Source organism: Leifsonia sp. 2TAF2, assembly GCF_052115085.1.
Taxonomy (GTDB): Bacteria; Actinomycetota; Actinomycetes; order Actinomycetales; family Microbacteriaceae; genus Leifsonia.
Genome location: NZ_JBFRFY010000001.1, coordinates 1,170,680 through 1,190,498 on the forward strand (window position 1 = coordinate 1,170,680; position 19,819 = coordinate 1,190,498).

A 19,819-nucleotide genomic window follows, 5' to 3' on the forward strand; every position below is an offset into this window, starting at 1 on the left:
GCCCAAACTTTTCGTGTTGAGGAGACGCATCACTGTGCCCAAAATCCTGATCGTCGGCGGCGGATACGCCGGCTTCTACACCGCGTGGAAGCTAGAGAAACAGCTCCGCCCGGGCGAGGCCGAGGTCACCATGGTCGACCCGCTGCCGTACATGACGTACCAGCCGTTCCTCCCTGAGGTCGCCGCGGGTTCGATCGAGCCGCGTCACGCGGTCGTCGCGCACCGCCGCCACCTCAAGACCACCAATGTCATCACCGCGAAGGTCACGTACGTGGACCACGCCCGCAAGGTGGCGACCATCCAGCCGCCCGTCGGCGAGGCGTACGAGTTCGCGTACGACATCGTCGTGGTGACGGCCGGCGCGGTCTCGCGCACGTTCCCCATCCCGGGCGTCGCAGACCAGGCGGTGGGCCTGAAGAACATCGAGGAGGCTGTGTTCATCCGCGACCAGCTCCTCACCAACTTCGACAAGGCCGCCAGCCTCCCGCCCGGCCCTGAGCGCGACCGGCTGCTGACCGTCGTCGTCGTCGGCGGCGGCTTCGCCGGCATCGAGATCTTCGCCGAGCTGCGCTCGTTCGCGAGCAACCTGCTCAAGCGCTACCCGGAGATCGCGTTCGAGGACACCCACTTCCACCTGATCGAGGCCATGGGCCGGATCATGCCGGAGGTGTCGCTGAAGACCAGCCACTGGGTCATCAAGAACCTGGCCGAGCGCGGCGCGCAGATCCACCTCGACACACAGCTGAGCAGCGCGGTGGATGGCGTCATCCAGCTGTCGACCGGCGAGAGCTTCGAGACCGACCTGATCGTCTGGACCGCCGGTGTCATGGCGAACCCGACCATCGTCCGCCACACCGACCTCCCCATCGAGGAGCGCGGTCGCCTGCGCGTCCGCGCCGACCTGCGGGTGGGCACCGACGAGGAGATCGTCGAGGACGCCTGGGGCGCCGGTGACGTGTCCGCCGTTCCCGACCTCACGGGTGCCGGCGTCGGCGGCTACTGCGTGCCGAACGCTCAGCACGCGGTCCGCCAGGGCAAGCTCCTCGCCAAGAACATCATCGCGACGCTCCGCGGCGAGCTGCCGCGCCAGTACTACCACAAGAGCCTCGGCGCGGTCGCGGGTCTCGGCGTCGGAATCGGCGTGCTGCAGTCCGGCAAGATCGCGATCAAGGGCCCGATCGGCTGGCTCGCGCACCGTGGCTACCACGGCCTGGCGATGCCGTCGTGGGAGCGCAAGTGGCGCGTCATCTGGGGCTGGTGGAACAACTTCTGGCTCGGCCGCGACATCGTCTCGATTGAGGCCGTACAGCACCCGCGCGCCAACTTCGAGGAGTTCGCCGCCCGCCCGAAGCCGGCCGTCGAGGCCGCTCCGGCCGAGCCGGTGAAGAAGGCTGCGGCCCGCAAGAAGGCCGACCCGGCCAAGGAGCCGGCGGAAGTCACCGCGAAGTAGTCGCCGAGCGAACACCGCGAAGGCCCGGTCCCGAAAGGGGCCGGGCCTTCGTGCATCGGGCGCGGGAACGGAACTGCGGGTCGGCCTCAGCGCGCGCGCAGCGCGCCGGTGGCGACGTCCGTGAGGGAGCGGCCCGTCGTTTCCGGCGCGAAGAGCTGCGACACGATCGCGCCGATCACGCACACGCCCGCCATGATCGCCATCGCGACGGGAACGTTCCATGCGAGCACCAGCGGGAAGGCGAAGGTGCCGATCGCCGAGCCGATGCGGCTGATGGAACTCGCGAACCCGACACCCGTGGTGCGGATGGCCGTCGGGAAGAGCTCCATCGGGTAGACGCCGCACAGAACGGATGCGACACCGTACGAGAACAAGTAGGCGAAGAAGCAGATCACGATGACCGGAGCGGGGAGGACCTGCTCGAAGATCACGGTGACGAGCGCGGCCGCCATGATCCAGAACGGCACGATGAGCAACTTCCGTCGACCGATCCGGTCGACCAGGAACGTGCCGAGGGATGCGCCTGCGACGACCACGATCGTGCCGAGCAGGGCCGTGAGGATCGCATTGGACACGCCCAGCGCCTCGTAGACCGCCGTCTGGAAGAAGATGATCGCGAAGTAGGGGATCACCAGGCACAGCCAGAATGCGCACACGAAGACCGTGCGGCTCAGCTGACCTCGCGCGAACAGGGCCGAGACGCGGGTGTGCTCGCCGGTCTCCGCGTGGAAGTCTCCCGACTCGAGCGTCCAGCCGAGGCGCATCAGGACGGCCTTCGCCTCGTCCGTGCGGCCCTTGCTCATCAGCCAGCGAGGCGATTCGGGCAGGCCGTGGCGCGCGATCAGGCAGATGATCGCGGGGACGGCCGCGGACAGCAGCACCCAGCGCCAGGCGTCGGGGTTGGCGGTGGTGATGAGGTAGCCGATCAAGAACGCGATCATGTAGCCGACGTTCCAGGCGATCTGCAGTGTCGATCCGAGCCGGCCGCGGGACGCGCGCGGCGAGAACTCCGAGAGCAGCGGCGTGCCGATGGCGTAGTCGGCGCCCACCGCGAGGCCCAGCGCGATCCCGAGGGCGAACATCTGCCACGGCTCCTGCACGAAGAACAGCAGGATGGCCGCGCCGGTGAACAGGGCAAGGTCGGCGACGAAAAGGGGGCGCCGACCGAATCGGTCGGTCAGCCAGCCGAACAGGAAGGCTCCGACGAAGATGCCGATCAGTGTCGAGGAGGAGATCATCCCGAGCCAGAAGGGCGTGACGCCGAGTTCGGACTGGAACGTCTGGAGAGCGATCGTGACGCCGATGACGGCGAAGACGTAGCCGTCGATGAACATCCCGCCCGCCGTGACCGCGGTGAGCCTGGTCAGGAAGCGCTTGGCTTGTGGGTTCATCGCTTCGGGCCGGACGCTTTGAGCGTCCATGAAGCCGGTAGGGGCTTGTGAGGTCATGGTTCACCAATCTCGTCATCGAGGGGCATCGGCGCCCGCATCGGTACGGCCTGAGAGTACCGATGGTGATCCATTCGCCAAACCTCGTTGCGCATATGGCAAACCGCTACGCCCCTCCGAGCGACCGGGAAAGCTCTCGTGCGCTGGTCGCGACGTATCGGCCCAGGCTCTCCAAGCGATCACCGATGCGGACTTTCGGCGCACTCACGTTCAGCGCGGCGACGATGCGGCCGGTGTGGTCGATGATCGGGGCGGAGGCGCCCACCACGCCGAGTTCCAGCTCCTCGTCGAGGAGGGCGTACCCGGTGCGGCGGATGCGGTCGAGCTCCACGAGGAGCGTGTCGAAGTCGCTCACCACCGCCTTGCCCGATGGTGGGGCCGGCAGCACGGAGATGCCGGCCCCGCTCGGGGGAAGCGGGCCGAGAATCGCGGTGTCTTGGCCGTGTTCGGCATACCAGGTGGCGAGACTCTCCTCATCCCAGTCGGAGAGCAGCACCCGGCCGGAAGGGGTCCGCCACGCGGCCGTGGTGACGCCCTCCCATCCGGTCGTCCGGAACTCGTGCGGACTGAGCTCGCTGAGGATGGTGAGCACGTTGCCGCCGCGCAGGACGCAGAGGTGCGCCGTCTCCCGCGTGTTCTGCGTCACCCGGCGGAGGGCGCCGCGTGCCAGCCCGGCGAGGCGGCCATCGACGGTTCGGCTTGCGAGGGCGTAGAGGCGCGGGCCGAGCCGGTAATTCATGGTGAAGCTGTCGCGGACGACGAGCCCGGCTTCGGCGAGCGTCGCGAGCGAGCGCGAGATGACCGCCTTGTCGCGGCCTGTGCGCTGGGCGACCTGGACGACCCCGAGGCCGGTGTCGGCGGCTTCGGGGCCGCCGAGTAGCTCCAGGATCTCGATATCGCGCAGCAGGCCGGACGCGTTGCGGCGGGGGCTCGATGTGGGGGAGGACATGACGGCGAGGATACCACCGAGCGTTGCCATATGAGCATCCGGCTGTGTCGAAGTGGCATCGGTCGCGCTACGGTGAGGTCGCGCTTCCGCGCTCGATGCAGAGCAGAGAAAGGACCCCCATGAGGATCGGCGAGAGTTTCGTCGGCGACGGTGTGAACGCCGCGCATATCAACACGGTCGCAGGCCCCCGGTCCGGACCGGCAGGAGCCGCCTGGGCGGGCGCGCTGGCGTCGCCCAGTGCCGGCCATGTCCCCTTCGTCGCCGTGCTGGCGCCCTCCCTCCCGGTCAAGCCGCTGACGCTCTTCGTCTCGAAGTCCGCCCCGGTCGACGATGCGCACGGCACCATGATCTGGGGTCCGGCGCAGGCGGGAGTCGCCGCGGGCGTCGCCGACGCGGTCGCTGAGGGTGTCATCCCGCGGGGAGACGCTGAGACGGATGTCGTGATCGCCGCGGTCTGGGTCAACCCTGGAGCCGAGGATGCGGACGCCGTGTACCGCAACAACCGGGAGGCCACCCGCACCGCCCTCCGCAACGGCGTGACCGGCGGTCCGGATATCGAGGCCGTCCTCGCCGCGCGCCACCGCCCGGCCAACCCCTTCTACACCGCTCCGGAGAGCGCAGACCCGACGTCGGAGGAGAACCGATGAGCCCCCTTCCCACCGTCGGCTTCGTCGGCCTGGGCAGCATGGGAGGCGGGATGACCCGCAACCTGCTCGCCGCCGGCTATCCGCTCGTCGTGACCGATCTCCGCCCGGAGTCGGCTGCCGAGCTCGTCGCGGGCGGCGCCGTCTGGGCCGAGACGGCGGCCGAGGTCGCCGCCGCGAGCGACCTGGTCATCACCATGCTGCCCACTCCGCGCCACGTCTCCGACGCGGTGAACGGCCCGCGAGGCATTCTCGCCGGCATCGCCGACGGCGGCACGTGGATCGACATGTCGACCTCCGTTCCCGAGGTCGCGAACGCCGTGCGTGAGGCGAACGCCGACCGCGGCCTCCACATCGTGGACGCCCCGGTGAGCGGCATGTCTGTGGGCGCGGCCAACGGCACGCTGCAGATCTTCGTCGGCGGTGACGCCGACGACGTCGAGCGCCTGCGCCCGGTGTTCGAGGCCATGGGCGACCGGGAGCGCATCCTGCACGTCGGAGGGCACGGAGCCGGATACGCGGTCAAGCTCATGATCAACCAGCTGTGGTTCTCGCACCTGGTGGCCACCGCCGAGGTGTTGGCGGTGGGCGTCAAGGCCGGCGTGGATCTGGCGGTGCTGCGCGACTCGCTGGTCGCGAGTCCCGCGAACAGCAACTTCGTGCAGAACGACGTGCTCTCGATCCTTCAGGATGGCGACTACGACGAGGGCTTCGCCCTCGCCCTCGCCTGCAAGGACCTCGGCCTCTCCGTCGACCTCGCCCGCTCCGTCGGCGTCCCGGTGGAGCTGTCGTCCCTGGTCGACCAGGTGTTCCGCCGCGGGCGCGCGCAGTACGGCGACCGGGCCGGCGAGATGGCGCCGTTCAAGCTGTACGAGGATCTGATCGGCACACCATTGCGCCTTGCGACCGCAGGGCAGGTGGCCCGATGAGCGCCGAAAGCAACCTGCTCGGGCGCATCCCCACCGGGCTGTTCATCGACGGCGACTGGCGCGCGTCGTCCTCGGGCGCCACCTTCGACGTCACGGATCCGGCGACGGAGCAGGTGCTCGCCCGCGTGGCGGACGGGACGCCCGAGGACGGCGACGCCGCCCTCGCCGCCGCCGACGCCGCGCAGCGCGACTGGGCGCGGACGGCTCCGCGCGAGCGGGCCGAGATCCTCCGCCGCGCGTTCGAACTGGTGACCGCCCGCGCCGACGACTTCGCGCTCGCCATGACGCTGGAGATGGGCAAGCCGCTCGCGGAAGCACGCGGGGAGGTCGCCTACGGCGCCGAGTTCCTGCGCTGGTTCTCCGAAGAGGCCGTTCGTGTCTCGGGCCGGTACGCCACCGCCCCAGATGGCGCGAACCGTCTGATGGTGGTGAAGCGACCGGTCGGTCCGTCGCTGTTCATCACCCCCTGGAACTTCCCGCTCGCGATGGCCACCCGCAAGATCGCGCCGGCGATCGCGGCCGGCTGCACCATGGTGCTGAAGCCGGCGGCCCTCACGCCGCTCACCGCTCTCTTGCTCACCGACGTTCTGCGGGAGGCGGGCCTGCCCGCGGGCGTGCTCAATGTCATCCCGACCACACGCGCCGGTGCCGTCACCGGGCCGCTGATCAAGGATGCCCGCCTCCGCAAGCTGTCGTTCACCGGCTCCACCGAGGTCGGTCGCCGGCTGATCGCCGACTCCGCCGACCAGGTGCTCCGCGTCTCGATGGAGCTCGGCGGCAACGCGCCCTTCCTCGTGTTCGAGGATGCGGACATCCCGGCGGCCGTCGACGGCGCGGTGCTCGCCAAGATGCGCAACGGCGGGGAGGCATGCGTCGCCGCCAACCGCTTCCTGGTCCACGAGTCCGTTGCGGCGGAGTTCACCGCCGCGTTCGCCCAGCGCATCGCCGGCTTCCGTGTCGGCCGCGGCACCGAGCAGGGCATCACCATGGGTCCCCTGGTGGATGCGGCGACGCGTGACAAGGTCGAGGCGCTGGTGCAGCAGGCCGTCGCCGACGGCGCGACCGTCGCGGTCGGCGGCTCCCGCGTCGCGGGTGCCGGCTACTTCTACCAGCCGACCGTGCTCACCGACGTCCCGGCGGGCGCGAGCATCCTGGGCGAGGAGATCTTCGGCCCGGTCGCCCCGATCACCACCTTCCGCACGGAGGAGGAGGCCATCCGGCTCGCCAATGCCACCGAGTTCGGCCTCGTGGCATTCGTGTACACCCAGGACCTCAACCGGGGACTGCGTCTCGCGGAGGAGCTCGACAGTGGCATGCTCGGCATCAATGCGGGCGTCGTCTCCAACCCCGCCGCGCCCTTCGGTGGCGTGAAGCAGTCCGGACTCGGCCGCGAGGGCGGACTCGAGGGGATCGAGGAATACCTGGAGACCCGGTATGTCGGCATCGCCGACCCGTTCGCGACGAGGAAGGCGTAGACGATGGAGATCACCGACTTCAGCACGGCGCTGTTCTCGCTGGAGGGCAAGCGCGCCATGGTCACCGGCGGCAACGGCGGCCTCGGCCGGGCGTTCAGCGTCGCCCTCGCGGCGGCGGGCGCGGACGTCTTCGTCCCGAGCCTCGCCGACGACGACGGCACGACCGCGCGACTGGTGGGGGAGCACGGCCGGACGTACGCGTTCGCCGCCGCGGACATCACCGCTCCGGGCGTCCCGCGGCAGCTGGTCGATCGCTGCGTCGCCGAGCTCGGCGGCCTGGACATCCTGGTCAACTCGGCGGGCATCAACCTGCTCGACGACGTCCAGGCATTCGGCCGTGACAAGTGGGATCCGATGCTCGCGGTCAACCTGACCGCCGCGTTCGAGTTCGCCCACGCGGCGGCCGGAGCGATGATCCCGCAGGGCTCTGGCAAGATCGTCAACATCGCGTCGCTGTTCTCGTTCCTGGGCGGGCGGCAGTCGCCGGCCTACGCCGCGTCAAAGGCCGGGATCGTCGGATTCACCAAGGCGTACGCCGACGAGCTCGGCGAGTACGGCATCCAAGTGAATGCCATCGCCCCCGGTTACTTCGCGACCGCGCTCACCGAGCAGACCCGGTCGGACGCCGTGGCGAACGCGCGCATCGTCGACCACGTGCCTGCGGGCCGCCGGGGCGACCCGGCCGACCTGATGGGCGCCCTCGTCTTCCTCTCCAGCAGGGCCGCCGACTACGTCACCGGGCACACGCTCGTCGTCGACGGCGGCTACCTGCTCCGCTGACCTCCCCGCCCGATCCACGACACCGCAAGGAACCCTCCATGCCTGCCTCCCGCTCCACTCTCTCCCGCGACCAGATCCCCGAACGGCTCGTGCAGCTGCTCGGTGCCGAGCAGGTCGACACCGACGACGCAGCGCTCCGCGAGGCCAGCGTCGACCGGTTCAAGAAGTACACGGCCGTCCACGGAATCTTCGACGGTCCGTTCCCGGCCGCCATCGCCTACCCGCGCACCACCGACGACGTCGCCGCCGTGCTCCGCTTCGCCGACGAGAACCTGGTGGCGGTCGTGCCGCGCACCGGCCGCACCGCCACCGAGGGAGGGCTTGAGACCGTGGTGGCCGACGCGATCGTGCTGGACGGATCCCGAATGGATGCGGTCCTCGACGTGAACGAGATAGACATGATGGTGACGGTGCAGTGCGGCGTCCCGCTGCAGCGGCTGGAGGACGCCCTGCGCGAGCGGGGCCTCACCACCGGCCACTCGCCCCAGTCGAAGCCCCTGGCGCAGTACGGCGGTCTCACCGCGACCCGATCGATCGGGCAGTTCTCCACGCTCTACGGCGGCATCGAGGACATGGTCGTCGGCCTTGAGGCGGTGCTTCCGGATGGAACCGTGACGCGTATCAAGAACGTCCCGCGGCGTGCGGCCGGTCCCGACATCCGGCACCTGGTCATCGGCAACGAGGGCGCCCTGTTCTTCGTCACCGAGGTGACGATCAAGGTCTTCCGCTTCCAGCCGGAGAACTACCGCTTCTTCGGTTTCCTGGTCGACGACTTCGCCGCCGGCGCCGCCGCGCTGCGGGAGCTCATCACGGCCGGCTACCGGCCGTCGGTGTGTCGGCTCTACTCGCCGGAGGACGCCCGGCAGCACTTCGCCGACTTCTCCGACGGGAAGAACGTCGTCGTGCTGGTCGCCGAGGGGCCACGGGGCATCGCGGACGCCACCGCTGCGGCGATCGAGGAGCAGTTCACCGAGCCCGTGTTCTCCCGGGTCGACGACGAGCGCATCCGTCGTTGGTTCGACAACCTGAACTGGGGACAGGACAAGATCGACGCCGAGAAGCGGCAGATGTTGGAGACCCGGCATCTGGGATACACCACCGAGGTGTCGGTCGACTGGTCACGGGTTCCCGAGCTGTACGACTCGGTGATGACGCGCATCCGGAGCTCGTACGACCGCGCGGAGGACCTCACACTCCTGGGCGCGCACTCCTCGCACAGCTACCAGACCGGGACGAACCTGTACTTCGTCTACGACTACGAGATCCGTTGCGAGCCGCGCGAGGAGATCGAGGTCTACCACAAGCCGCTCAATGCCATCATCGTGGAAGAGGCCCTGCGGTTGGGAGGTTCGATGGTGCATCACCACGGCATCGGCAAGTACCGGACGGACTGGACCGCCCAGGAGCACGGCTCGGCGTACGAGCTGCTGGTGCGCCTGAAGGCGGCATTCGACCCGAACGGCATCATGAACCCGGGCACGATCTTCCCGCTGGAGACCGAGGGCGCGTGACTTCGTACGTCGTCGCCATCGACAACGGCTCGCAGAGCACCAAGGTGCTCGTCGTGGACGAGCACGGAACGGTGCACGCCTCCGCGCGGGTGGGGCTGCTGCCGTACGCGCACCCGGCGCCCGGCCGGGCCGTGCATCCCGGCGACGACGTGTGGGATTCCATCCGGCAGGCCTGCCGGATCGCTCTCGACCGTTTCACCGGCGACCGGGACCGCATCGTAGGTGTGGGCCTCTGCACGATCCGGTTCTGCCGTGCGCTGCTCACCGCGGACGGCGAGCTGGCGGAGCCGCTCCTCAGTTGGATGGACGAGCGCGTCGGGCGTCCGTATGAGCGCGACGACGAGCGCGTGCGGTGGCTGACCACCTCCTCCGGCTACGTCTCCCATCGGCTCACCGGTCGATTCGTCGACACGGCGGCGAACTACCAGGGCGTCTGGCCGATCGACCAGGAGACATGGCGCTGGTCGGCGGATGCGGACGCGTACACGTCGACGGGGATGCCGCGCGAACTGCTGTTCGACCTGGTGGACCCGGGCGACCTCCTTGGGGAGGTCACCGCAGCGGCCGCGGAAGCGACCGGCCTGCCTGCGGGAGTCCCGGTCTTCGCGACCGCCAACGACAAGGCGGTCGAGGCGCTCGGCGCCGGTCTCGCCCGTCCCGACCAGTTGCTGCTGTCGCTCGGCACCTACATCTCCTCGATGACCGTGACCGACGCGCCAGGCGGCGGGGACCGCCACTGGGTGAACTTCGGCTCGCGGCCGCGACAGTACCTCGCCGAGAGCGCGGGCATCCGGCGCGGGATGTGGACCATCAGCTGGCTGCGCTCGCTGCTCGACGGCGACGGCATCCGCGACGACGCCATGTACGACCTGGAGGGGGTGCTCGACCGAGAGGCGGAGCAGCTCCCGCCGGGGAGCGAGGGCGTCCGTGCGGTGCTCGACTGGCTGGCGCCGGCGGACGAGCCGACCCGGCGTGGCGCACTGCTCGGGTTCTCCGGGCCGCAGGGTCGCGCGCACATCTACCGCGCGCTGCTCGAGGCCATCGCTTTCGAGATGGCGGACAACGGCGAAGACATGGCCACGGAGCTGGGGCGACGCTTCACCGAGGTGATCGTCACCGGCGGGGGAGCTCGATCCCGCATCCTGCCGCAGATCGTCGCGGACAGCACCGGGCTCCCCGTTCGGCGGGCCGACGTCGACGATGCGGCGGGTCTCGGCGCGGCGGTCTGTGCGGCGGTCGGCTCCGGGATGCACGACGGGTGGGAGTCAGCGCTCGCCGCGATGGTCCGGCTCGGCGAGCCGCTGGCGCCCTCCGCGCACGCGGACGAGTACCGGCGGCTCCGGGTGGAGCACCGCCGGGTGCGTGCCGGAATCCGGGCGCTGAGCGCCGACCTGGCCGGCTGATCGACTCAGGGGGCCTCGCGGCGGCCGGCGCGGGCGGCGAATCGGTCGACCGCCGCGAGCACCTCATCGCTGCGCCAGAACGGCCCGAGACGATGCTCCGCCTTGGACCGGACGATGCCGGCGTCCACGAGGGCGCGCAGCGGCGGGTACACGTTGGGCTGTTTCACGCCCAGTTCCGCAGCGGCTGAGGCGGAGTCCAGGACCGGCCGACGGACGAGGACATCGAGCAGCTTCCAGGCGTTGCTGTCGCGCCGCGCGGTCAGTCGCGATTCCCAGTCGGCTCGCACGGCGTCGATCTCGGCGACGAGTCGCCGGGCATTGGTGACCGCACGGAGCGACGCATCAGCGAACGCGGCGATGATCGGGTCGATGTCGCCGGCACGATATGCCGTGAGCGCGGCGTGATATCCCTCGACGTCAGCCAGAAGCCCTGCGGACACCGGCACGGCCACACTGCGGGTGACTTCCTGGTGCCTGAGCATCGATTGAGCCAATGCACGGCCGGTGCGCCCATTTCCGTCGGAGAACGGGTGGATGGTCTCGAACTGAGCGTGGGCCACCGCGATCGCTACGAGCGGGGCCACGTCGTTGCGGTTGGCGAAGACCACCAGGTCATCGATCAGTTCGGGGACGCGGGCGTGGTGCGGGGCCACGAATTCGGCGCCCACCGGGGTGTCCGACCGGGTGCCGATCCACACGGCCTCCTCGCGCCAGTCGCCCGGGGTGTGCCTCGGCTGTTCGGCCATCAGGACCGCGTGCATTTCGGCGATGGAAGCGGAACTGATGCTTTCCGACAGGCCGATGGCCGCCTGGAGAGCGCGCGCGTTCGCCGCGATCTGTTCGGCATTGCGTCCGGTCTTCGCACCGAGTTCGGCGCTGAAGATGGCACGCGCCGAGGCGGTTAGATTCTCGATCTGCGACGACGATGCGGCCTCCGAGCGGAGGAGCACCGGGGCGAAGGAGTTCACCCGCACGCCGAGCTCGGCATCGAAGCGGCTCAACTCGCGGGCGGCGTGCTCTGCCGCTGACACGACATCCGCACGCGGATGCGGCGCCAGCTCCGCGATCAGCGGGGGGACGGCCGCCTGATACGTCGCGCGCCGGGCGCGGGATCGTGGGCCCTCCGACACGACGGTGCTGGGCACCCAGGTTTGTTGCTCCGTGGTGAGCGCTGGCCAGCCTCCGGAAGTCATAACGACCTTTCCCGTTCTTATGAGGTAAGACCTTAGCTCATAAAAACGGCCGAAGCGGATTATGACGTCACGCGGTACCCCCAGTGGGACTCGAACCCACACTCGGGCGAGTTTAAGTCGCCTGCCTCTACCGATTGGGCTATGGGGGCCGACGATCTGCGGAAGACGGTCCGCGAGCGACGGATCAGCGGTCGCGGTACGGCGACTTGACCAGCTGGATGACAGCCCCGGTGGCGAGGCCGCCCCCGACGATCACGACGAGCCAGATGAGACCGATGAGCAGACCTTCCATGGGTTCAACGCTACACCGTCGCCATCAGGCAGCGCGTCTGCGAACTCCCTCAGATCTTCTGAAGGGTGCGCCCATCCACGCGGCCGACAATACGTGCGACACCCTTTCTGGTGAGGTGTCCCCGATCCGGCCGGCGCCCGGGCTCCCCCGACGCGGGCGTTGGCCGGATCTCCACCGTCTCCATCTCATCCAGCGGCCGGCGGTTAGGCTCGAACCGTGAGCTCCCGGTGCCCCTGCCTCAGCGGCGAGACGTATGACGCGTGCTGCGGTCCACTGCACCGCGGGGCGCCCGCACCCAGTGCCGAACGGCTCATGCGGTCCCGATTCAGCGCGTTCGCCCTCGGCGACGCCGACTATCTGCTGCGGAGCTGGCATCCCTCAACCCGGCCGACCGAGCTGGTCCTCGACCCGGGCCTCCGGTGGTACCGGCTCGATGTCGAACGCACCGAGCGGGGAGGGCCGTTCGATCGCGAGGGCATCGTCGAGTTCGTCGCGCACTTCAAGGGAACCGAACGCGGCAGCCTCCACGAGGTGTCCCGCTTCGTGCGCGAGGACCGCGACTGGTTCTACGTCGAGGCGTTGACGCCGTCCTCGGGGCCGGAGCGGTCGAGCGCCGGCGCCACGTAACGCTCCCACAGCCAGACCGCGACGCTGGCCGCCGCGAACCCGGCCGCGAGTCCGACGATCAGGATGACGCCGACGCCGCGCTCGACAAGGGAGGCGACCGGCAGCAGCAGGGCGAACAGCACGGTGTAGACCACGAGGCTCAAACCGGTCCACAGCCACCGCGACCACTGTGCGACGGCCCGGCCCGCCAGCCCGCCGAGGGGCAGCAGCATCACGGCTGCGGAGCCGATGCCGACGAGGGCCAGCGCGTTCGCGAGTTCGAGCAGGAAGGCGCTGAACGCCCCCGTGGGCGTGCCGATCAGCCCGACGGTCAGCCACGCCAGCACGCCGAGGGCCGCCACCGCGGAGAGCTGGACGGCCGCGACGCGGCCTCGCCGCACCCGGCCGGCGTGCGGGCCGAGGGACAGGCCGAGGACGAGAGCGAAGAGCAGAGCGGGGGAGAGGCCGACCAGTCGCGATCCGATCGCCGCCACGGCCACGACGATCAGCAGACCGGGACGGACGATCACCCGCGGGACGGGCAACCCCAGGTGCGGCGCGAGACCGCGGCCGGCGAGCAGCCAGACGGCATTCACCGCGGCGACCGCGATCGTCACCGCGAGCAGCACCCGCCCGAACGCGGCCGCGTCGGGCAGGGGAGTGGACAGGGTGACGAGCAGGGCAGAAGCCAGGGCGACCAGAGGGGCCAGCCACGGGGGCTGCCGGGTCGCGGAGGCGGCTGCTGCGGTTCCCGCCGCAGGGGCGGCAGCGGAGACGGCGACCGGCGGCTTCTTCGTACCGCCGAACAGCGGCGAGGCATCGGACATCTCCGAACGGGGCCGGTTGCGGCCGAAGACGGACACGCTGCGTCGTCGGCCCGTGCCCGAGCGGCCGCGCGCGAGGGCGACGGTCAGCAGGCGCGCAGGGAGCACGAGAAGCAGGATGGCGGCGATCGCGAGTCCCACGGAGCGCATCCACCCGGGCAGTGACGCCGTCGAGACGACGGGAGCCGACGCGGTCGAGAAGGGCGTCGCGATCCAATCGTCGGTGTCGCGCGGAGCGGTCAGCCGGGGCGGCACGGCACCCGGCGCGGCGGGAACGGGTGTGGGCGTGGCGGAGGGGCTGGGCGTGCGCGTCGGGGATGGCGTGGGCGCTGCGGCGGCCGCTTCGACGGTCAGCGCGATGACGTTGCTCCCTGGGCTCACGTTGCCTGCGGCGTCGCGCTGCAGCGCGGAGAGCGTGTAGCCGCCCGCAGGCAGTGCCCCCTGGCAGCCCCAGGAGCCGGCCGTAACGTCGGCCGCGCAGACGACGGAAGCACCCTGCGAGGTCGACGCGTACAGGGTGACGTGCGCCCCGGTCTCGCCGGTGCCGCCGAAGGCGACCGGCTCGCCGGCGCGCACGGAGGCCCCGCCTGCCGGTGCCGTGATGCCGGGCGCCCCCGGCGCCGTACGGTCCACGTCGATCGGGACCCGGGCGCTGCTGGCGGAGCGCTGGGAGGAGAATCCGGCCAGCTGCGTCGCCGTGACGCTGTGGCGACCGTCGGGGAGGTTGCCGCTCAGAACGCACGCCCAGGCCCCGTTCGAGTCGGCCGGGAACGTGCAGCTCGCGCCGGTCTCGGCCGTCACGGTCACCCGGGCGCCCGGGTAGGCGGTTCCGCGGACGCCGCCGCCGGTGGCGACGACGCCGTCGCCGGCGATGATCGGCGGGCGGAGCACATCCACTCGTCCGCTGTCAGCACCGCCGCCGGTGGCGGATTCGGCGCGCACCGGCACTCCCGGTCCGTCGGGGAGCGACTGCAGCGCGCAGCTCCAGCGGCCGTCGTCGCCGACGGTCTGGCGGCAGCTCTCGGCGGCGCCCGGCGACGAGCCGCCGGAGACGTCGATCACGTCGCCGGGAGTCCCGGAGCCGGAGACGGTGAGGGGGAACGACCGGATGAGACCGTTCGGCAGGTCGTCGAGCACGGGCCGCTGCGGAGTGGGCGGCGGCGACGGGGTGCCGGACGGGGAGGCGGAGTCCGTGGGGGCGGCTGCGGCCGCGGTGGGTGGTGAGGCCGGGCGGACGGTGCCGGGCGAAGCGGAGGCTGCGGAACGGGATGCTGCGGAACGGGATGCCGGGGATGCGACTGCGGGTCGCGGTGCGGAGGCGGCGGGTGAGGCGGAGGCGGGAGGGGCGGTCCCGATCAGGCCGGCGGCGCTGAGGAGGAGCGCGGCGAGAGCGGCGACGGTCGCAAGAGACACCAGTCCGATCGACCCCCGTGGCCGGACTGGTGGTGACACATCGCTCGTAAATCCCCGCATTCCACCCCATTCCAGGGGGTACGGGACTCCGCTGTCAAACGGATCGCCACATTTACGGCATACTGTGATCTGGGTCAGGTGTCCCACTTTCTCCCGCGCGACGGTGCGCGGCAGAGCCTTCAGGAGTCCGGATGACGCGCATCCCGGTCGCAGACCGCCGCACCGCACTGGTGCAGGCCGCGCTGCGGGTGATCGCCCGGGACGGTGTCGCTGCGGCGACCACGCGACGTATCGTCGCCGAGGCGGGAATGCCGCTGGCGAGCTTCCACTACGTCTTCTCCTCGCGCGACGAACTGATGGCCGAACTGATCGAGGCGGCGGTGCAGGGCGAGCAGACCGACTTCGCGCCCGCGCTCACGGCCGGCACCGAGGCGATCCGGATGCGGGACGCGATCCGCCTCGCCCTCCAGCGCTACTTCGACGGCGTGCGCGCCGACCCCGACCGCGAGAAGGCGATGTTCGAGCTGACCCATTGGGCGCTCCGCGAGCCCGGCTTCGAACCGCTGGCGCGGCGGCAGTACGCGCGCTACCACGAGGTCGCCGCGCAAGCCGCGGCCGAGGTCGCAGCGCTCACCGGGAGTGAGTGGATGCGTCCCCTCGACGAGATTGCGCGCATCCTGGTCTCCTTCACCGACGGCCTCACCGTGGCCTGGTTGGTCACCCGCGACGACACCGCCGCGGCCGCTGTCATGGATGTCTGCGCGGACGCGCTGGCCGCCCTCACGACCCCGGCGCGAGCCGGATCCGCCACCCGCCCCTCGACGAACGCAGGTGCACGATGACGAACACCACGACGCCGGCGGTTTTCGCCGAGCCGGTCCGCAAGGTTCCCGGCCGGTGGATCGCCGCCTTCGCCGTCGGCTGGCTCGGGGTGTGGATGGCGCAGCTCGCGCCCATCCAGAAGCTCCTGCCCGACCAGGTGCAGACCCAGCTGAACACCACCGACTGGGTGCAGAACGTCATGGCGTTCGGCGTGATCTCGGGCATCTCCGGCGTCTGCGCGATCATCGCCTACCCGCTGACCGGCGCGCTCTCCGACCGCACGACCAGCCGGTTCGGGCGCCGACGGCCGTGGATCGCCGCGGGCGCGGTGGTGTTCGCCATCTCGCTCGTGCTCCTCGGCTTCCAGACCACACTGGTCGGGATGGGCGTGTTCTGGTCGCTCGCGCTCACCGGCTTCTGCATCCTGACGGCCGCCCTCACCGCGACGATCAGCGACCAGGTTCCCGTCGACCAGCGCGGCTACGTGAGCGGCTGGATCAGCGCACCGCAGGCGATCGGCATCATCCTCGGCGTCGCACTCGTGACGTACGTCTTCACCGGCGCCCTCATCGGCTACACCGCGATGGCCGTGCTGCTGCTTGTCCTGGTGCTGCCGTTCCTCTTCCTGCCGGACGCCGTGCTGCCGCGGGAGCTGCGCGAACGGATGACGATGCGCGGCGTCATCGAGGGGCTGTGGATCAGCCCGCGCGAGCATCCCGACTTCGGCTGGACCCTGCTCAGCCGGGTGCTCGTCAACTTCGGCAACGCGTTCGGCACGTCCCTGCTGCTCTACTTCCTCGAGTTCGGGCTCCGCGACCCGAATGCGGATGACGACCTGCTCATCCTGATCCTCGTCTACATGGTGTTCGTGATCATCGCGTCGCTGGTGCTCGGGCGGCTGTCCGACCGGCTCGGGCGGCGGAAGGCGTTCGTGTTCGCCTCCTCCGCGGTTCAGGGCATCGCGGCGCTGCTGCTCGCGTTCGTTCCGCAACTGTCGGTCGCGATCGTCGCAGCAGGTCTGCTCGGGATCGGCTACGGCTGCTTCCTGTCGGTGGACCAGGCGCTCGCCACCCAGGTGCTGCCCGACGCCGAGAACCGGGGCAAGGATCTCGGCATCATGAACATCGCCCTCGCGGTGCCGCAGGCGGTGGCGCCCCTGTTCGGCGCGCTGATCGTCGCGGCCCTGGGCGGCTTCGCGGGTCTCTTCGTCCTCTCGGCCGTGTTCGCCTTCGCCGGCGCGCTCGCGGTCGCCCGAGTGAAAGCGGTGCGGTAGTGACCGACCTCGACCTGTCCACCCCTCCTGCCGCCTCCGAGCGCACCTGGACGACACCGGACGTGTTCTGGCCGTCGCTGTCGGCGGCGACCACGCGGCTCGACCCGCCGCTGGGAGTGCTGCACCTGCCGGCGCTCCGTCACAACGCGCACGACATGCTGCGGAGGGCGGCAGCGCCCGGGCGTGCGCCGAAAGCGATCCGCGTCGCCTCCAAGTCGGTGCGCGTCCGCTCGGTGATGGATGCCGTGCTCGCCCTTCCCGGCTATGCGGGAGTTCTCGCGTACACGCTCCCCGAGGCGCTGTGGCTGGCCGAGGGCGACGCCGAGCATCCGCCGATCGAGGATGTGGTGGTCGGCTACCCGACGGCCGACCGCGCCGCCATCGCCCGCCTGGCCGCCTCCCCGGAGCTCGCCGCGCGGGTGACCCTGATGGTCGACTCGGTCGCCCACCTGGACTTCATCGACGCGGTCGTCCCGCCCGCGCAACGCGAGACCATCCGGCTCTGCCTGGAGCTCGACGCGTCCTGGCTCGCGCCCGTGCTCGGTCATGTCGGCGTGTTCCGCTCACCGCTCTACTCGGCAGGCTCGGTCCGCACCGTCGCCGAGGAGATCGTGCGCCGTCCGGGCTTCGCGCTGGTCGGGATGATGGCCTACGAGGCGCAGATCGCCGGCCAGGGCGACAACCCACCCGGAAAGCCCGCGTGGGGTGCGACCCTCCGCTGGGTGCAGAAGAACTCGCGCGAGGAGCTGCTCAGCCGGCGCAGGGAGGCGGTCGCGGCGGTGCGCGGCCTCGCCGACCTCGAGTTCGTGAATGGCGGAGGGACCGGCTCGATCGAGTTCACCGCCTCCGACGAGTCCGTCACCGAGGTCGCCGCCGGCAGCGGCCTGTTCGGCGGACACCTGTTCGACACCTACCGGTCCTTCCATCCCGCGCCTGCCGCCTCCTTCGCCCTCTCGGTGGTGCGCCGACCGAACGCCGAGACCGCCGTGCTGCTCGGCGGCGGCTGGATCGCTTCCGGCCCTCCCGGACCCGACCGGCTCCCGAAGGTGGAGTGGCCGACCGGGGTGTCGATGGTGGCGCGGGAGATGGCCGGCGAGGTTCAGACGCCGCTGACGGGAGCCGCGGCCGCGTTGATGCGCATCGGCGACCGGGTCTGGCTGCGCCACACCAAGTCCGGCGAGTTGAGCGAGCACCTCGACGGGTTCCAGCTCATCGACACGGTCGACGGTCGCGCTCGCGTGGTCGGTGTCGCGCCCACCTATCGTGGCGACGGCAGGGTCTTCCTGTGACTGCAGCGGGAGGGCTCTGGCGCAACTGGGGCCGGACCGAGGCCGTGCGCCCGCAACGCGTCGAACGGCCGGCGACGCCCGAAGCGGTGCAGCGCGCGGTGCAGGCGGCCGCGGCCAAGGGGATGAGGATCAAGGCGGTCGGCGCCGGACACAGCTTCACCGGCATCGCCGTCGCCCCCGGCGTGCAACTCGACCTCGAAGACCTGACGGGGATCGTGGATGTGGACCTCGAGCGCGGCCGGGTGACGCTCGCGGCGGGCACGCATCTGCACCAGCTCCCGCAGCTGCTGCGTCCGCACGGCCTGGCGCTTACGAACATGGGCGACATCGACCGGCAGACCATTGCGGGCGCCACCTCGACCGGGACCCACGGCACGGGAGGCTCGTTCGGGGGCCTGGCGACGCAGGTCGTCGGCCTCACCCTCGTCACCGGGACCGGCGAGCTGCTGCGGATCGACGAGACCGAGAACGCCGAGCTGCTCCCCGCCGCGCGCCTGGGACTCGGGGCTCTCGGCGTCATCGTGGATGTGACCATCCAGTGCGTGCCCGCCTACCTTCTGCAGGCGGTCGAGCGTCCAGAGCCGCTGCACGCCACGCTCGAGAGCTACGTCGAACGCTCGGCGGGGGAGGACCACTTCGAGTTCTACTGGTTCCCGCACACGGAGACCGCGCTGACCAAGACGAACACCAGGCTCCCGCTCACCGCCGGGCGTGCGCCGCTGCCCAGCGTCGGCCGCTGGATCGATGACGAACTGCTCGCCAACGGCGTGTACCGGGGAGTGTGCGCGCTCGGGACGGTCGCGCCCGGCGTCATCCCGCCGTTCAGCCGGCTCGCGCAGCGCCTCACCGGCAACCGCGACTTCACCGACCACTCGCCGCGCGTGTTCGTCACCAACCGCACTGTGCGGTTCCGCGAGATGGAGTACGCCCTGCCGCGGGAGGCGGTGCCCGAGGCGCTCGCTGAGGTGCGGGCGCTCATCGAGCGTCGCGGGTGGCGTATCTCCTTCCCCATAGAGGTGCGCAGCGCTGCTCCCGACGAGAACTGGCTGTCGACCGCGTACGGGCGCGAGACCGGCTACATCGCGGTGCACCGCTACTACCGGGAGGACCACCGCGAGTACTTCTCGGCGGTCGAGGAGATCATGGTCGCGCACGAGGGCCGGCCGCACTGGGGCAAGCTGCACCGTCAGGATGCGGACTCCCTGCGGACGGTGTACCCGCGCTTCGACGACTTCCTCGCCGTGCGCGACCGCCTCGACCCGGAGCGCCGCTTCGAGAACGCCTACCTCCGCCGCGTCCTCGGCCCCTGACTTCGGTGGTCCTTTCGTAGGCGATTTCGCGCCTTTCGTCGGAGGAACGGCCGCATCCAATACGAATCTCCATCCATACCGCGGCCCGTCGGAGATCTGAGGAGCTTCCTCCGACGCAAGCCCGAGGCCCCAGCCGTGACGAGTGCTGACCTGATGTGGCAACTGGGCGCGGAAGCACGCAACGACTCACGACTCGGCGAAGCCTCCG

At 70.6% G+C, this 19,819-nt stretch carries 16 protein-coding genes and 1 tRNA gene; 12 read left to right on the top strand and 5 right to left on the bottom strand.

The genetic code is table 11. From position 1 onward, the window contains the following. Positions 1-34: 34 nt before the first annotated feature. Positions 35-1,450 (top strand): NAD(P)/FAD-dependent oxidoreductase, encoded by a 1,416-nt coding sequence (locus AB4Z18_RS05625; RefSeq protein ID WP_441781711.1) that lies wholly within the window; start codon positions 35-37, stop codon positions 1,448-1,450. An 86-nt stretch (positions 1,451-1,536) separates the two neighbouring features. Here AB4Z18_RS05625 and AB4Z18_RS05630 read toward each other — a convergent pair whose 3' ends face one another. Together AB4Z18_RS05630 and AB4Z18_RS05635 are read right to left on the bottom strand one after the other, a co-directional pair. Next, positions 1,537-2,898, bottom strand: coding sequence for an MFS transporter (locus AB4Z18_RS05630; RefSeq protein ID WP_441781712.1), 1,362 nt, complete (start codon positions 2,896-2,898; stop codon positions 1,537-1,539). 106 nt (positions 2,899-3,004) lie between these two features. Continuing rightward, a complete protein-coding gene (locus tag AB4Z18_RS05635; RefSeq protein ID WP_441781713.1) occupies positions 3,005-3,847 on the bottom strand; it encodes an IclR family transcriptional regulator in 843 nt (280 codons plus the stop codon). A gap of 119 nt (positions 3,848-3,966) precedes the next feature. Between AB4Z18_RS05635 and fae the strand changes: the two genes are divergently transcribed. Genes fae through AB4Z18_RS05665 form a run of 6 tightly spaced genes read left to right on the top strand, consistent with a single transcriptional unit; the run spans position 3,967 to position 10,589 of the window. Continuing rightward, entirely contained in the window at positions 3,967-4,494 is a 528-nt protein-coding gene (gene fae, locus AB4Z18_RS05640) for a formaldehyde-activating enzyme (RefSeq protein WP_441781714.1), read from the top strand. Beyond that, positions 4,491-5,420: an NAD(P)-dependent oxidoreductase gene (locus AB4Z18_RS05645; protein ID WP_441781715.1), complete on the top strand. Its 930-nt coding sequence runs from the start codon at positions 4,491-4,493 to the stop codon at positions 5,418-5,420. The genes fae and AB4Z18_RS05645 overlap by 4 nt, the downstream gene beginning before the upstream one ends. Beyond that, the gene (locus tag AB4Z18_RS05650; protein ID WP_441781716.1) at positions 5,417-6,895 is read left to right on the top strand and encodes an NAD-dependent succinate-semialdehyde dehydrogenase; all 1,479 of its coding nucleotides are present in this window, start codon (positions 5,417-5,419) and stop codon (positions 6,893-6,895) included. Before AB4Z18_RS05645 ends, AB4Z18_RS05650 begins: the two co-directional genes overlap by 4 nt. A gap of 3 nt (positions 6,896-6,898) precedes the next feature. Further along, entirely contained in the window at positions 6,899-7,675 is a 777-nt protein-coding gene (locus AB4Z18_RS05655) for an SDR family oxidoreductase (protein ID WP_441781717.1), read from the top strand. A 38-nt stretch (positions 7,676-7,713) separates the two neighbouring features. Continuing rightward, positions 7,714-9,186: an FAD-binding oxidoreductase gene (locus tag AB4Z18_RS05660; RefSeq protein ID WP_441781718.1), complete on the top strand. Its 1,473-nt coding sequence runs from the start codon at positions 7,714-7,716 to the stop codon at positions 9,184-9,186. After that, positions 9,183-10,589, top strand: a complete 1,407-nt coding sequence (locus AB4Z18_RS05665) for an FGGY-family carbohydrate kinase (RefSeq protein ID WP_441781719.1) — start codon at positions 9,183-9,185, stop codon at positions 10,587-10,589. The genes AB4Z18_RS05660 and AB4Z18_RS05665 overlap by 4 nt, the downstream gene beginning before the upstream one ends. A 5-nt stretch (positions 10,590-10,594) precedes the next feature. Here AB4Z18_RS05665 and AB4Z18_RS05670 read toward each other — a convergent pair whose 3' ends face one another. Together AB4Z18_RS05670 and AB4Z18_RS05675 are read right to left on the bottom strand one after the other, a co-directional pair. Further along, complete coding sequence (locus AB4Z18_RS05670; protein WP_441781720.1) at positions 10,595-11,734, bottom strand: Fic family protein; 1,140 nt, start codon at positions 11,732-11,734, stop codon at positions 10,595-10,597. 123 nt (positions 11,735-11,857) lie between these two features. Further along, positions 11,858-11,931, bottom strand: a tRNA-Leu gene (locus tag AB4Z18_RS05675). A 359-nt stretch (positions 11,932-12,290) separates the two neighbouring features. Between AB4Z18_RS05675 and AB4Z18_RS05680 the strand changes: the two genes are divergently transcribed. Continuing rightward, the gene (locus AB4Z18_RS05680) at positions 12,291-12,701 is read left to right on the top strand and encodes a YchJ family protein (protein WP_441781721.1); all 411 of its coding nucleotides are present in this window, start codon (positions 12,291-12,293) and stop codon (positions 12,699-12,701) included. Here the strand turns inward: AB4Z18_RS05680 and AB4Z18_RS05685 are convergent. Continuing rightward, positions 12,641-14,917 carry an Ig-like domain-containing protein gene (locus AB4Z18_RS05685; protein WP_441781722.1) on the bottom strand — a complete coding sequence of 759 codons (2,277 nt, stop codon included), beginning with the start codon at positions 14,915-14,917 and terminating at the stop codon, positions 12,641-12,643. The genes AB4Z18_RS05680 and AB4Z18_RS05685 overlap by 61 nt on opposite strands. Positions 14,918-15,108: 191 nt before the next feature. Here AB4Z18_RS05685 and AB4Z18_RS05690 point away from each other — a divergent pair, with 191 nt between their 5' ends. Genes AB4Z18_RS05690 through AB4Z18_RS05705 form a run of 4 tightly spaced genes read left to right on the top strand, consistent with a single transcriptional unit; the run spans position 15,109 to position 19,611 of the window. Then, positions 15,109-15,759: a TetR/AcrR family transcriptional regulator gene (locus AB4Z18_RS05690; RefSeq protein WP_441781723.1), complete on the top strand. Its 651-nt coding sequence runs from the start codon at positions 15,109-15,111 to the stop codon at positions 15,757-15,759. Next, positions 15,756-17,012, top strand: coding sequence for an MFS transporter (locus AB4Z18_RS05695; protein WP_441781724.1), 1,257 nt, complete (start codon positions 15,756-15,758; stop codon positions 17,010-17,012). The genes AB4Z18_RS05690 and AB4Z18_RS05695 overlap by 4 nt, the downstream gene beginning before the upstream one ends. Continuing rightward, the gene (locus AB4Z18_RS05700; protein ID WP_441781725.1) at positions 17,012-18,301 is read left to right on the top strand and encodes an amino acid deaminase/aldolase; all 1,290 of its coding nucleotides are present in this window, start codon (positions 17,012-17,014) and stop codon (positions 18,299-18,301) included. Before AB4Z18_RS05695 ends, AB4Z18_RS05700 begins: the two co-directional genes overlap by 1 nt. Then, the gene (locus AB4Z18_RS05705) at positions 18,298-19,611 is read left to right on the top strand and encodes a D-arabinono-1,4-lactone oxidase (protein ID WP_441781726.1); all 1,314 of its coding nucleotides are present in this window, start codon (positions 18,298-18,300) and stop codon (positions 19,609-19,611) included. Before AB4Z18_RS05700 ends, AB4Z18_RS05705 begins: the two co-directional genes overlap by 4 nt. The last annotated feature ends 208 nt before the right edge of the window (positions 19,612-19,819 follow it).

Excerpts from the sequence above, each read along its gene's own strand:
- AB4Z18_RS05690 (WP_441781723.1), top strand. The coding sequence starts at position 15,109 with ATGACGCGCATCCCGGTCGCAGACCGCCGCACCGCACTGGTGCAGGCC.
- AB4Z18_RS05650 (WP_441781716.1), top strand. The coding sequence starts at position 5,417 with ATGAGCGCCGAAAGCAACCTGCTCGGGCGCATCCCCACCGGGCTGTTC.
- AB4Z18_RS05635 (WP_441781713.1), bottom strand. The coding sequence starts at position 3,847 with ATGTCCTCCCCCACATCGAGCCCCCGCCGCAACGCGTCCGGCCTGCTG.
- AB4Z18_RS05660 (WP_441781718.1), top strand. The coding sequence starts at position 7,714 with ATGCCTGCCTCCCGCTCCACTCTCTCCCGCGACCAGATCCCCGAACGG.
- fae (WP_441781714.1), top strand. The coding sequence starts at position 3,967 with ATGAGGATCGGCGAGAGTTTCGTCGGCGACGGTGTGAACGCCGCGCAT.
- AB4Z18_RS05645 (WP_441781715.1), top strand. The coding sequence starts at position 4,491 with ATGAGCCCCCTTCCCACCGTCGGCTTCGTCGGCCTGGGCAGCATGGGA.
- AB4Z18_RS05695 (WP_441781724.1), top strand. The coding sequence starts at position 15,756 with ATGACGAACACCACGACGCCGGCGGTTTTCGCCGAGCCGGTCCGCAAG.
- AB4Z18_RS05630 (WP_441781712.1), bottom strand. The coding sequence starts at position 2,898 with ATGACCTCACAAGCCCCTACCGGCTTCATGGACGCTCAAAGCGTCCGG.
- AB4Z18_RS05655 (WP_441781717.1), top strand. The coding sequence starts at position 6,899 with ATGGAGATCACCGACTTCAGCACGGCGCTGTTCTCGCTGGAGGGCAAG.